The 12584-nt window shown below is 69.8% G+C and carries 13 protein-coding genes; 4 read left to right on the forward strand and 9 right to left on the reverse strand.

Going from position 1 to position 12584, the window contains the following annotated elements; translation table 11 throughout:
- Positions 1-185: 185 nt before the first annotated feature.
- The 5 genes from HDA40_RS21680 to paaA are packed head-to-tail and all read right to left on the reverse strand — an operon-like array spanning position 186 to position 3635.
- Complete coding sequence (locus tag HDA40_RS21680; protein ID WP_253758756.1) at positions 186-1208, reverse strand: 2Fe-2S iron-sulfur cluster-binding protein; 1023 nt, start codon at positions 1206-1208, stop codon at positions 186-188.
- On the reverse strand, positions 1209-1670 hold the full coding sequence (paaD, locus tag HDA40_RS21685) for a 1,2-phenylacetyl-CoA epoxidase subunit PaaD (protein WP_253758759.1): 462 nt from the start codon (positions 1668-1670) through the stop codon (positions 1209-1211). It abuts the gene before it with no gap.
- Entirely contained in the window at positions 1664-2323 is a 660-nt protein-coding gene (gene paaC / locus HDA40_RS21690; RefSeq protein ID WP_253763721.1) for a 1,2-phenylacetyl-CoA epoxidase subunit PaaC, read from the reverse strand. The genes paaD and paaC overlap by 7 nt, the downstream gene beginning before the upstream one ends.
- A gap of 23 nt (positions 2324-2346) precedes the next feature.
- Positions 2347-2619 (reverse strand): 1,2-phenylacetyl-CoA epoxidase subunit PaaB, encoded by a 273-nt coding sequence (gene paaB / locus HDA40_RS21695; RefSeq protein ID WP_253758761.1) that lies wholly within the window; start codon positions 2617-2619, stop codon positions 2347-2349.
- A complete protein-coding gene (gene paaA / locus HDA40_RS21700) occupies positions 2616-3635 on the reverse strand; it encodes a 1,2-phenylacetyl-CoA epoxidase subunit PaaA (protein WP_253758764.1) in 1020 nt (339 codons plus the stop codon). Before paaA ends, paaB begins: the two co-directional genes overlap by 4 nt.
- A 165-nt stretch (positions 3636-3800) precedes the next feature.
- Here paaA and HDA40_RS21705 point away from each other — a divergent pair, with 165 nt between their 5' ends.
- The 4 genes from HDA40_RS21705 (at position 3801) to HDA40_RS21720 (ending at position 8365) form a co-directional block, all read left to right on the forward strand.
- Positions 3801-4715: a hypothetical protein gene (locus HDA40_RS21705; protein WP_253758766.1), complete on the forward strand. Its 915-nt coding sequence runs from the start codon at positions 3801-3803 to the stop codon at positions 4713-4715.
- Positions 4715-5608, forward strand: coding sequence for a serine hydrolase (locus HDA40_RS21710; RefSeq protein ID WP_253758769.1), 894 nt, complete (start codon positions 4715-4717; stop codon positions 5606-5608). Before HDA40_RS21705 ends, HDA40_RS21710 begins: the two co-directional genes overlap by 1 nt.
- Before the next feature lie 34 nt (positions 5609-5642).
- Positions 5643-6593, forward strand: coding sequence for a hypothetical protein (locus tag HDA40_RS21715; protein ID WP_253758771.1), 951 nt, complete (start codon positions 5643-5645; stop codon positions 6591-6593).
- A 65-nt stretch (positions 6594-6658) separates the two neighbouring features.
- The gene (locus tag HDA40_RS21720; protein ID WP_253758773.1) at positions 6659-8365 is read left to right on the forward strand and encodes an FG-GAP-like repeat-containing protein; all 1707 of its coding nucleotides are present in this window, start codon (positions 6659-6661) and stop codon (positions 8363-8365) included.
- Positions 8366-8417: 52 nt separating this feature from the next.
- On the opposite strand, the gene HDA40_RS21725 is transcribed toward HDA40_RS21720, so the two are convergent.
- The 4 genes from HDA40_RS21725 to HDA40_RS21740 form a co-directional block, all read right to left on the reverse strand.
- Positions 8418-9272 (reverse strand): menaquinone biosynthetic enzyme MqnA/MqnD family protein, encoded by an 855-nt coding sequence (locus tag HDA40_RS21725; protein ID WP_253758775.1) that lies wholly within the window; start codon positions 9270-9272, stop codon positions 8418-8420.
- Positions 9273-9283: 11 nt separating this feature from the next.
- Positions 9284-10519 (reverse strand): MFS transporter, encoded by a 1236-nt coding sequence (locus HDA40_RS21730; RefSeq protein ID WP_253758777.1) that lies wholly within the window; start codon positions 10517-10519, stop codon positions 9284-9286.
- A gap of 40 nt (positions 10520-10559) precedes the next feature.
- Positions 10560-11864 (reverse strand): MFS transporter, encoded by a 1305-nt coding sequence (locus HDA40_RS21735; protein ID WP_253758779.1) that lies wholly within the window; start codon positions 11862-11864, stop codon positions 10560-10562.
- A gap of 62 nt (positions 11865-11926) precedes the next feature.
- Positions 11927-12499, reverse strand: coding sequence for an ArsR/SmtB family transcription factor (locus tag HDA40_RS21740; protein ID WP_253758781.1), 573 nt, complete (start codon positions 12497-12499; stop codon positions 11927-11929).
- Between the last annotated feature and the right edge of the window lie 85 nt (positions 12500-12584).

Here is a 12584-nt window from a genome sequence, read left to right on the forward strand (position 1 = left end):
GGTAAAACGCCCGATATGCCACTCCCGCATCCCGGATGAGACCGACACCACCCGGCCGCCCATCGGCGCTGGATCAGGGATCCGAGTCGAATCTTGCCCCAGGATTCGACCGAGATCCGTGATCCAGCGCCAAAGGACGACGCGAGGCCGCGCCGCGAAGGACGCGAGGCCGCGTCACCAGAGGGTCAGGCGTCGTAGTCGACGACGAGCTCCGCGGAGGTCGGGTGGGACTGGCAGGTCAGCACGTATCCGGCGGCCGTCTCGGCCGGGTCCAGGGCCCAGTTGGCCGCCATCTCGACCGTCCCGGAGACGACCCGAGCCCGGCAGGTCGAACAGACTCCGCCGCGGCAGGCGTACGGGAGTTCCGAGCGGTGCCGCAGGGCGGCGTCCAGCACCCGTTCGCCGCTGCCCATGGTGAACGACGTGGCGCGCCCGTCCAGCCGGATCTCCACCTGGACGTCTCCCGCGCCGGAGGGCGCTTCCGGCGGGGTGGGCACCGGGCCGACGTGGAACAGCTCCACATGCACCTGCGCCCCGGTCGCGGCGACCGTCGACCGCGCGCTCTCGACCAGGCCGAGTGGACCACACAGGAACCATTCGTCGACCGGCCCGACCACGGGCAACAGCTCGGTCACGAGGTCGGCGGTGATCCGGCCGTGCAGCGGCGCGCCCGGCTCCCGGGACAGCACGTGCAGCACTTGCAGCCGATCCGGGTAGCGGTCCTTGAGGTCGGCCAGCTCGTCGACGGCGAACGCGCTGCCCGACGTCCGGTTGGCGCAGATCACCGCGAAGGTGCTGCGCGGTTCGAGGTCGAGCGCGGCCCCGGCCAGGGAGAGCACGGGCGTGATCCCGGAACCGCCGACGATCGCACCGTACCGCCGCTTCCGGGCGGCCTCGAACGGGCTGGTGAACCGGCCCAACGGGGCGGAGACCGCCACTTGCATACCCGGTGCCAGGGACGCCGCGATCGCGGAGAACTCGCCGTCCGGCAGCAGGCGTACGCCGACCGACAACGAGCCCCGGGCGGCCAGGTCAGCCGGGGTCGAGCAGATCGAGTACGACCGCCGCAGCTTCTCGTCCAGCGTCACGTGCTGGCCGGCTTGGAACGCGAAGGCCGCACGCAGTTCAGCCGGGACGGCGAAGGTGATGACCACCCCGTCCGCGCAGGCCGGTTCGACGGCGCCGACGGTCAGCGTCTCGAATCTCACCTAAAACCGCCTTACATGGTCGAACGGCTCCAGACAGGACGTGCACCGCCAGATCGACTGGCATGCGGTCGGCCCGAACCGGCTGATCTCCTCGGTCCGCCCGGAACCGCAGCGCGGGCACACCGGCGCCAGGGTAAGCGCGACCGGTCCGGCCGTCGGCGGTGCGATGCCCGCTCGTTCGAGCGCCGCCCGCCCCGACGCCGTGATCATGTCGGTGCTCCACGGCGGGCTCAGCACCGTCACGACCTCCACCTCCGGGTGGCCGACCCCGGCCAGGGCGCTGCGGATGTCGTCCCGGATCGCGTCCATCGCCGGGCAGCCCGCGTACGTCGGGGTGATCTCCACGCGTACCGTCTGGTCCGGCTCGACCCGCACGGACCGCAGGATGCCCAGCTCGGCGATGGTGACCACGCGCAGCTCGGGGTCCAGCACCGCGCCCGCGACGGCCCGCAGGTCTACCATTTCGCGCCGGGATGTGCGCGATGCAGGACCTGCATCTCGGCCAGCAGGTAGCTCAGGTGCTCGGTGTGCTGCCCGGCGCGGCCGCCGAGCTTGGGCTCGGGCTCCGCGGGCCGCTCGAGCCCGGCCTCCGCGAGCACCGGCTCGATCACGGCCAGCCAGGCCGCGCGATCCTGGGCCAGGTCGAACGTGTACGCCCAAAGGCGCTGGACGGCGCCGGTCATCCGATGGTGGGACTCCGGCGTTCCGTCACCGAGCCGCCGCGTCCACAGGCTCGCGTGGTCGAAGTGGTAGGCGGATTCTTTGACCGTCTTCGCCGCGATCTCCCCCAGCGGCCCGCCTTCGGCCGCGAGCACCTCGTAGGTCTGGCGTTGCGCCGCCGACAGGAACAGCAGCTTGGCGATAGTCCAGCCGAAGTCGAGGTCGCCGCGGGCAGGTCCGTTGGGCAGTTCGACGAGCAGACAGTTGCGGAACTCGCGATCGTCCCGCCGGTAGGCCAGTTCGTCCTCGTCACCGGCCAGCGACAGGAACAGCCGGGCCGCCCCGAGTTGGTCGAGCGCGATGTTGGCGAGCGCGACGTCTTCCTCCATCGTCGGCGCGCGCGAGGCCCACTCGGCGAGCCGCTGCGCCGCGAGCAGCGCGTCGTCGCCGAGCATGATCGGATCGTGCGCCAGCTCGGTCACAGGTGCGGCGCTCCTTCGGGGACCTCGTAGAACGTGGGGTAGCGGTAGATCTTGTCGGCGGCCGGGGCGAAGAACGGGTCCTTCTCCTCCGGGCTGCTCGCCGTGATGTCGGCGGCCCGGACGACCCAGATCGACACGCCCTCCTGCCGGCGGGTGTAGACGTCGCGCGCGTTGCGCAGCGCGGTTTCCGCGTCGTCGGCGTGCACGCTGCCGGCGTGGGTGTGCGACAGCCCGCGCCGAGGCCGGATGAACACCTCCCAAAGGGTCATCGATCTCCCGCTTTCTTCCTTGAGGCCGCCTTCTCGGCATACTCTGCTGCGGCCTCCCGCACCCAGGCCCCTTCATCGTGGGCCCGGCGACGGTGCGCCATCCGTTCGGCGTTGCACGGGCCGTCCCCGGCGACCACCCGCATCAGCTCGGCGTAGTCCGGCTCGGTGAAGTCGTGGTGCCCGCGTTCGTCGTTCCAGCGCAGGTCCGGGTCCGGGATCGTCAGCCCGAGCACCTTGGCCTGCGGTACGCACATGTCGACGAACCGCTGCCGCAACTCGTCGTTGGAATGCCGCTTGATCTTCCAGCCCATCGACTTCGCGCTGTGCGTCGACTGGGTGTCCGGCGGGCCGAACATCGCGAGGGACGGATACCACCAGCGGTCCAGCGAGTCCTGCGCCATCGCCCGCTGTTCCGGGGTGCCGTGACTGAGAGTGTGCAGGATCTCATAGCCCTGCCGCTGGTGGAAGGATTCCTCCTTGCAGATGCGGATCATCGCGCGGGCGTACGGCCCGTAGGAGCAGCGGCACAGCGGCACCTGGTTGACGATCGCCGCGCCGTCCACGAGCCAGCCGATCGCGCCGACGTCGGCCCAGGTCAACGTCGGATAGTTGAAGATCGAGCTGTACTTCTGACGGCCTTCGATGAGGGCGTCGACGAGTTCCTCCCGGGTGACGCCGAGCGTCTCCGCCGCGGCGTAGAGGTAGAGCCCGTGCCCGGCCTCGTCCTGCACCTTCGCGAGCAGGATCGCCTTACGTTTCAGGGTCGGCGCGCGGCTGATCCAGTTGCCCTCGGGTTGCATGCCGATGATCTCGGAGTGCGCGTGCTGGGCGATCTGCCGGACGAGTCCCTTGCGGTAGTCGTCGGGCATCCAGTCGCGGGGCTCGACCTTCTGGTCGGCCTCGATCACGGCATCGAACCATGCCTGCACGTCGTCGCCTCGCGCGAGCCGCTGATGGCCCGCCGCGAGCAGCTCGGCCTCGGCCTCCGCGACCTGGTCCAGCAGTCCCTCACCCATCCGTCCAGTGTTACAGCTCGCGCCGGTTTCGGGCAAGCTCTGTCACACCTTCCCGGCCGCCGCCCAGCACCGGCGTAGCCGCTTCCGATGCTGATGGCCTAGGGTGGGGTGCTCCAGAAGGACCCCCGACCACCCCTGATTCACCACCCCCGGAGTAGCCCCCTCATGCCCACCCGCCGAGCCCTGCTCGTCGTGGCCTGCCTGAGCGTCGTCGCAGGTCTCGGCCTGTTGCTGGGCACCACCCTGTATCCGTCGCACGCGGCCGGCCTACCGTTCGTGCCCACGTCGCCGTCGGCCTCGAAGTCGCCGGAGCCGCCTCCGCCACCGACCCTGCGCGAGACCACTCCGGTGCAGGTGAAGCCGGCCACCGGCGCGGCGTACGCCTGGTCGCTGCTGGACCGGACGACCGGGACCACCACCGGCTCGGCGAACTCGACGAGCTACCACAACACCACCGAGTCGATGGTGAAGGCGTGGTTGGTCGCCGACTTCCTCAAGCGCCTGGGCGACCGGGATCCGACCGCCGCCGAGAAGCAGAAGATGTCGACGGCGATCCGGGACAGCAACGACGACTCGGCGCAGTGGCTGTATCTCAAGGACGGCGGCAACTCCTCGATCAAGCGGCTGTTCAGCACCTGCGACCTCACCGACCAGCCCGTGCTCAAGAGCGGCTGGTGGAGCATGACGCAGCTGACCGCCCGCGACGCGGCCCGGATGGGCGACTGCATCGCCGACGGCACGGCGGCCGGCGACAAGTGGACGTCCTACCTGCTGAACGAGATGGAGCACGTACGCGGCACCGTCGCCACCGCCGACCAGCACGCCACCTGGGGCGGCGGTCACTGGGGCATCGTCGACGGCCTGCCCGCCCAGCTTCAATCCGACACCGCGATCAAGAACGGCTGGACGTTGATCAATGCGGACGGCAAGTGGCACGTGAACTGCCTCGCCGTCCACAGTGACTGGACGCTCGCCGTGCAGGTGAAGTACCCGGGCAAACTCGGTCTGGCGTACGGGGCGAACGTCTGCAAGTCCGTGGCAGAGCAACTCGTCTACCAACCGGCCTCCGCGGAGGGTTGATGTCCAAGGCATCCTGCTGGCTCCTGGCCTTCGCAGTCGCCGCCATCCTGCTCGGCGGCGCCGCCGTGTACGCGGCGTTCCCCCACTCGACACCGAGCCCCACCTCGCACGAGCCGACCGGGAGTCCGTCGGCGGAGGCGACCGGGGAGCCGTCGGCCGACCCGGCCCCGACCGGGGCGACGGTGCCGGCGAACATGTCGGATCTGCTCGTCGGCCCGCACACCGTGAAGGTCAAGATGACCGGGAAGTACTCCTGGGCGCTGATGGACCTGCGGACGGGCAAGATCTACGGCTCGGACAACATGCACGACACGCAGAAGACGGCGTCGATGATCAAGGCTTGGATCGCCGCGGACTATCTGCGCCGCCAGGCCGAGAACGGCAAGACGCCGAGTTCCACCTATCTGGACCTCGCGGCGAAAGCCGTCCAGCGCAGTGACAACAACGCGGCCAGCACGCTGTTCAGCGCGGTCGGCAACTCGGCCTCGACCAAGCGCATGATCTCGATGTGCAAACTCGAGGACTCGAAGTCTGACGACAACTGGAGCAACACCCTGCTCTCGGCGTACGACACGGCGAAGCTCGGCGCGTGCATCTCGTCCGGCACGGCGGCCGGCGAGAAGTGGACGCCTTGGTTGCTGACGAAGATGCGGACAACCATCCTCGGCACTTGGGGCATCAAGAAAGCGTTCACCGACGACATCGCGAAGAACATCGCGATCAAGAACGGCTGGGTCGACCGGCAGGCCACGCAGACCTACACCGTGAACTGTCTGGCCATCGGCGACAAATGGTCGATGGGTGTGATGACCTCATACCCGTTGAGTTTCTCCAATGGCGAGGCCTACGGTGCGGGCATCTGCAAACAGGTCGCCGCGGCACTGAAGAACTGAACACCCCTCTACCCCTCCACCCTCGGAGTCTCCCTTGGCGCGCAGGAACTTCCCCCTGGTCCTCGCCACGTGCGCGGTGATCGTCGGCGTCGGCCTGGTCGGCACTGCCGTGTACGCCAAGCTCTCCCCGACCGCCAAGCACACCGGCGGCTCGGGTGGTGGGGTGTCCGCGTCGGCTTCCCCGACCAAGTCGCCCGAGCCGCCCCCACCTCCGACCCTCAACGGGGACCTGCCGGTCACCGTCACGACGCCGCCTGGCGGCTTCTTCGCCTGGGCGTTCTACGACCGGCGGACGAACAAGATGACGGGGTCGGCCAACAGCGCCACCAAGACGAACTCCACCGAGTCGATGATCAAGACGTGGCTGGTCTCGGACTACCTGCGCCGCCTGGGCGCGAAGGAGCCGACCACGACCGCCCTCAACTACGTCAAGACGGCGATCATCAACAGCAACGACAACTCCGCGACTTGGCTGTACAAACAGGACGGCGGGTCGGCGGCGATCGGCCGCATGGTCAAGACCTGCGGCCTCAAGGGCACCAAGGCGAACAGCCAGGGCTGGGCGTACACGACGATGACGGCCCAGGACGCCGTGCGGCTGGGCCTGTGCGTCGGCGACGGCCGGGCCGCCGGGGAGAAATGGACCGACCACGTCCTGTCGCTGATGAAACAGGTGCAGGGCACCACCGCCGCCAAGGACCAGCAGAAGACCACCGGCGGCGGCCACTGGGGCATCATCGACGGCCTGCCGAAGAACCTCGTCCCCGAGACGAGCATCAAGAACGGCTGGACGATGCTGTACAAGGACGTGCTCTGGCACGTCAACTGCCTGGCCGTTCACGACGACTGGGTGCTGGCCGTACAGGTCCGGATCAAACCGGTGAAGTCCGCCTCCGGGCAGAAGGACTCGGCCGGTCTCGCGGCGGCGGCGAAGGTCTGCGCGACGGTGGCGAAACAGTTGACCTACCAGGCTCCCGCGGCCTGACCGGTCGGCTCTTGCACAGCTCCCAGTGAATCGTCAGGATCTCCTCGACCAACGGGGAGGTTTAGATGTACGCACGTGAGGCAGCGGCCGGCGTACTGGCCGTAACCCTGCTCGTCACGGGGTCCACCACCCCGGCGCAGACGCCAGTACGGGTGCCGACGAAGGTCACCACCACCCCCACCAAGCCACGGCCGATCCTTCCCGGCGCGCGTACGCCGGACCCGAAGCTGGCGTCGGCGACCGCGCTGCCACGGCGCGACTATTCGCGGCTCGACGAGATCTACAAGCTCAACGACTACGACCTCACCGCGCGGCGGACGCCGTCCGGCCTGGTACGCCCGGCGCCGGCAACCGATCCGACCGGCCCGACGAAGGCCGATTTCGACGGGGACGGCCTCGACGACCTGGTCGTGACGATGCTCGTCCGGGGCGTCGTCGTGGACTACTCGAAGTCGCACACCGCCGACGTGCTGCTGGCACCGCCTAAAGCGACCTTCCAGGCGAACGTCGCCGCCGGGGACTTCGACGGCGACGGTTACGACGATCTCGTCGTCGCCAACGCCTACGACTACGTCACCCTGCCGGTGTTGCACCGGAAGACCGGTCGGACGAACCGAAGCGGGGCCGTCCTGCCCGGACAGTTGCGGATCTTCCGCGGCGGCCCGGACGGGCTGCGAACCGACACCGTCACCCGAATCCGCGCCACCGATCTCGGCCTGTCGCCCCGCGACTACGACGCATGGTTCGGCACCGCCCTGGCGACCGGGGACCTCAACGGCGACGGCCGCGACGACCTGGCCGTCGGCGCGCCGCTGAAGACCGTGGGCACGGCCGAGAACGCCGGCGAGGTGATCACCCTGCTCGGCGGCCCCACCGGCCTCACGACCGCAGGGGCCAAGACGGTGCGCCGGGGGATGCCCGGCGTTCCCGAGGCGGTGGCCGCTGGGGACGAGTTCGGCTACTCGCTGGCGATCGGCAAGATCACCGGCGACCAGTACGCCGACCTCGTGGTGGGCGTACCCGGCGACTGGTGGCCCGGCGGCTATTCGCCGGGGTGGCCGGCTGCCAACGGAAGCGTGACGCTGTTCCGCGGTTCGGCGAACGGCGTCGCGCTGAGCGGGGTCACCGAGGCGTTGGGCTGGGACACCCGGTACATCGACTGGGCCGACGTCGGCGGGGTCAACGCCTTCGGCTTCGACGTCAAGGTGGCCGATCTCAACAACGACGGCCGGGCCGAGGTCTTCATCCTGTGGATCGGCGGCGTCGTGATCGTCGCCGGTTCGGCGTCCGGGCTGACCCCGACCGGCCGCAAGAACCTGCTTCAGCACACCGCCGGGATGCCGGCGTACGTCCAGAAGGTCGACTGCACCCGGATCTCCGTCGGGGACATGAGCGGCGATGGGCATCCAGATCTGCTGTGGACCTGCCCGTCGGGTTCGGAGTGGAACGGCACGGAGTGGGTCCGGATCCCGGGGGCAGCGGTCTACCTTCCCGGCACGGCGTCCGGTTTCTTCACCTTGACCGGGGTGAAGCAGTTCACCCGGGAGTCGCTCAATGTGACCGGCAACGTCGGGGATGAACCCGCGATGCTCAATCTGGACGGCACCGGTCCGTTGGAAGCGATCCTCGTGTGCTCGGACTTCTACAACGACCGGCACGGCTCCATCGCCGTCCTCAAGAGCGGAACATCGCCCACTCTCCTGGGCAACGTCACCGGAGAGATCTACGGGATGGAGTCCCCCTGGCAGTTCGACTGGGCCACGATCGACTGATCGTCAGCTCGCCTCCTGGCCCCTGTGGATCGGCGCACCCGGTCTGCGGGGGTCAGGCCGCGAAGAAGGCGGGCCCGTCCGGCCCCAACGCGGGCGCCGCCCCGACCTCGGCGGCCCGGCGGGCGAACTCGCGTGCCCCGGCGACCTGGCGCTCCCCGAGGGAGAAGTCGAGCGTACGGAAGTAGCCGGCGAGGGTGGCCGCGTCGAACGGCTCCCACCGCGCCGCCGCCTCGGCGACCTCGTCGATCTCGGCCAGCGACAGGTCCCGCGAGCGCAGGAACGCCTCGTGGACGTCCTTGACCAGGCCCGGATGGGCGACGGCGAACTCCCGGCGGACCGCCCAGACGGCGAAGACCATCGGCAGCCCGGTCCACTCTCGCCAGGCCGCGCCGAGGTCGGTGACGGTCAGCCCGCGCTGGGGCGCTTCGTAGAGCGCGCGCAGGGCCACATCGCCGATCAGCACCCCGGCCGGGGCCTCCAGCATCATCTCGGTGAGGTCGGGCGGGCAGCGGAAGTAGGTCGGCTTGACCTCGTGCCGCTGCTCCAGCAGCAGCTGGGCCAGCAGCACCCCGGTACGCGACGTCGACCCGAGCGCGACCCGGGCGCCGTCCAGCTGATCGAGCGGCAGGGTCGAGACGAGATTGACGCTGAGCACCGGCCCGTCCGAGCCGACCGCGATGTCCGGCAGGACGAGCAGCTCGTCGGCGTGCCGCAGGTACTCGACCAGCGAGATCGGGCCGATGTCCAGATCACCGGCGACCAGGGCGGAGTTCAGCCGATCGGGGGAGTCCTTGACGAGGTCGACATCGATCAGCGAGCCGGTACGCATCAAGCCCCAGTACAGGGGCAGGCAGTTCAGGAACTGGATGTGCCCCACCCGGGGCCGGCGTACCGCTGCTGAGCTCACGGAACCGAAGGCTACTCCTGCGGCTGGGGCACCCGATCGCCGAGGACGGGCGAGGTGACCAGTTCCGACGACCGCGCCGCCGCGCGTACCCAAGGAGAAATGAACGCGACGGTGACCACGGCGATGACTCCGCAGCCCAGGATGATCATGCGCGGCGTGAGGTTCGCGGTGAGCGCCAGACCCGCGAAGAGGTAGCCGGCCAGCAGCGAGGCCTGGACCGCGGCCTGCATGATCGCGGCGACGTGGCCGCGGTTCGCGACCGGCGACCGGCGTGCGACCAGGGTCGTGACGAGCACATTGGCCGCACCGTTGAGCAGGCCGCCGGCGAGCCAGATCGGCACCATCCACGGCGCGGAGCCGACCGCCGCGAGCAGCACCACGCCGGTCGCGGTGATCGCGAGCGAGCCGAACAGCCAGCCGCTGAGCCGCGCGTCGGGTGCCTTCTCCGCGAGTTTCGCCTGGCCCCACGCCCCTGCGACCATGCCGATCGGCCAGGTCGCCATGATCAGACCGTAGGTCTGGGCCGACGACTCCAGCGTCTCGCGCACGAAGAACACGGCCACGACGTCGACCGCGCTGATCGCGCCGACAACCGCCGCGAGTCCGATGAAGACCACCTTGAGCAGCCGGTCCATGGGCGGTCGCGCCGCGCCGGCCGCCGCCGGATGCTCCTCGCCCATTCTCGTGCCCCGACGGGTACGCACAAGGAGCCCGCCGACGACGGTCGCGAGGAATCCCACCGCCGCCCAGCGCAGCGTGCCCGGGGCCGACCCGACCGCGTGGTACGCGAAGCCGGCGATCGGCGGGCCGAACATCGAGCCGATGACGGTGGCGGACTGGTTGATCGCGCCCGCCCGGGGCAGGTCCTCTTCGGTCACCATGACCGGGAGGAGCGCCGCGCGCACGGGCAGGCCGAGCGCGGTTCCTGAGTAGATCAGCAGGACGCAGGCGATCCGCAGCACGGTGGACCCGGCGAACGACAGCAGCAGACAGCCGGCGATCTGCACGACACCGGCGACCACCATCAGCAGCCGCGAGTCGAACCGGTCGGCGAGCCGTCCCGTGACCGGCGCGAGCGCCACGACCGGCAGCGACGCCGCCACCGTGACGCCGGCCACCGCGAGTCCGGTCGCGCCCGTGTCCTGCAAGGTCAGGATGAGCGTGGTGAGCGCGAGGTACGCTCCCGAACCCGAGATGATCTGCGAAACGGCGATGATCCAGACGTCGAGCCAGGCGGACTTTCGCATCCGGTGACCCTAACTTTCCTGGCCGCACGCCCGCTGTCCGCTATTTGGCTGAGGCCCCCCGCGCCCTGGCAACGGCGGTCGCTCCGTCAAGCGCTGGTTCAGGGTCCTCCGTCGAATCTTGGGCCGAGATCCCACTCGGATCCGTGATCCGGTGCGTCTCCTGGCGTTCCCGGCGGACGGCGGTACGGATCCAGGGCGCGACCGCCAGCACGGCCAGCACCCCGAGTACGCCGCCGACGGCCAGCACGGTCCGGGGCTGCCACCATTCGAGGACGAGCCCGCCCATCGCGTACCCGAACAGGGCGGCGCCTTGGACGGCGGCGTTGAGCCGGGCGGACAACCGGCCGCGGGCGTGGTCCGGGGCGCGGCGACCGAAGACGGTGAACACCTGTACGTTCTCCGCTCCGTTGAGGCCGCCGCCGAGCAGCCACAGCGGCACGATCCAGGCGACCGCCGGGGCCAGCGACGACACCGCCAGGACCGCGCAGGTCAACGCGAGGGCGGCGAATGCTCCGGCGACGACCGAGGTGTCGCCCGCTCGCCGGATCAGCCGGGCGGTGATCCACGTCCCGGCGATCATCCCGACCGTCCACATGCTATTGATCACCCCGTACGCGCTGCTCGAAGCGCCCAGCGTCTCCTTGACGTAGAAGACCTCGACGACGTTCGCGGCCGCGATGCAGCCGACCACCACGGCGAACCCGATGGTGACCACCCGCAGCAGGCCGTCCATGCGTACTGGGGCGGTCTCCGCGCGTGCGTCGGCTGGGCGCTGATCGCCCCCCCGTCGCGTCTGGAGCGACAGCCCCGCGATGATCGTCGCGGAGAAGGCGAGTGCCGCCACTCGCAGCGTGGCCGACGTACCCAGGCCGTCCTGGGCGAACCCGGCGACGGCGGGCCCGGCGATCGCGCCGATCGAGCCGGCGGTCTGGGCGATGCCGCTCACCTTGGGCAGGTCCTCCCGGCTCGCCATGGTCATCATCAGCGCCTGCCGCACCGGCTGCGCGATCGCCGTGCCGACGAAGATCAGGGTGAGCAGCGCGACCCGGGGCGCCATGCCGTCCACAGCCGACAGGGCGAGACACGCCCCGACCTGTACGCCACCGGCCACGAGCAGCAGCAGCCGTGAGTCGACCCGGTCGGCGAGCCGGCCCGTGATCGCCGCCAGCAGCACGATCGGCAGCGCCTCGGCGATGATCACGGCCGCGACGGCGGGTCCGCCCTGGCCCTCCTCCTGGAGCGTCAGCATCAGCGTGGTGAGCACCAGGAACGAGCCCATGTTCGTCACGGCGTTGGAGCCCGCCGCGATCCAGACGTCGCGCCACCGCGTTGATGTGAAAGACATATTGCGAAAATACATTTTCACATCCGGGTGCACAAGTCCCCCGGCACGAGCACGGTGTCGGCTTACTGGGGGAGCGCGCGGACGAGCATCGAGACGATCCGGGCGTCCGTCGGCGCGTCGTCCTGCCGCACACTGCGGCGGTACCGCCCGACGAGCTGGGCGATCTGCTCAGTCAGCTCGGTCAGCTCATCGGCGGTGACCATGATCATGGTCTCGTTGATCACGGTCGCCTCGCGCCAGTTGTCCGGTTCGGCCTCGTACTGATGCCGCCACCGGGTCAGCCGCTCCTGGCTTCGGGCGAGCAGAAGATCCAGCAGCTGCTCCTTGAGCGCCTTCATCTCCAGGTCGTCACCGGCGTCGGTGTCGACCTCGATGTGCGTCTCGCCAGGCCCTCGATAGACCCGTTCCCGGCCGTCGCCCCGGCTGGGCGCGTCGTGGATGATCCCGGCCTTCGCCAGGGCGCGCAGGTGATAGCTCGTGGCGCTCGGACTGAGCCCGGCGACCTCGGCCGCCTCGGTCGCGGTGATCTCTCGCGACGTGGACCCGAGGTACTCCAGAATCGCCAGCCGGGCCGGATGCGCCAGCGCCCGGATCACCGACGGATCGGTGATCTTGTGAGAGGTGTCCCCGGGCACGCTCGAATAATAGGTTGCCGAGCGGCGAATATGCGCGAGTAGCATGGTCGGCTCATCCCGATGAATGGCACAGCCGACACCGCCC

This window comes from Hamadaea flava, assembly GCF_024172085.1.
Taxonomy (GTDB): Bacteria; Actinomycetota; Actinomycetes; order Mycobacteriales; family Micromonosporaceae; genus Hamadaea; species Hamadaea flava.